Source organism: Psychrobacter sp. 16-MNA-CIBAN-0192, from assembly GCF_040309565.1.
Lineage (GTDB): Bacteria > Pseudomonadota > Gammaproteobacteria > Pseudomonadales > Moraxellaceae > Psychrobacter.
Genome location: NZ_JBEOOX010000649.1, coordinates 1 through 242 on the forward strand (window position 1 = coordinate 1; position 242 = coordinate 242).

At 40.1% G+C, this 242-nt stretch carries 1 protein-coding gene; it reads left to right on the plus strand.

Going from position 1 to position 242, the window contains the following annotated elements; all coding sequences use genetic code 11:
- Nucleotides 1–242: hypothetical protein (locus AAEY78_RS14720; RefSeq protein ID WP_502943795.1), on the plus strand; the 242-nt coding region annotated here is incomplete at both ends.

Here is a 242-nt window from a genome sequence, read left to right on the forward strand (position 1 = left end):
CTATAAAACAATTACTAAAGAAACAGCTGGCGTATTAAAAGGTGAATATGGCCTAACACCAGCACCTATGAATAAAGAGCTACAAGAGCGTGTGCTTGATGGAGCAGAGGTAATTACTTGCCGTCCTGCAGATAATATTGCACCTGAGCTTGCAACGCTTGAGGCTGAATTATTAAAAGAAGTACAAGAGCAAGGTTTAACTCTTGCTGATGAGCAAATTGATGACGTACTAACGTATGCAT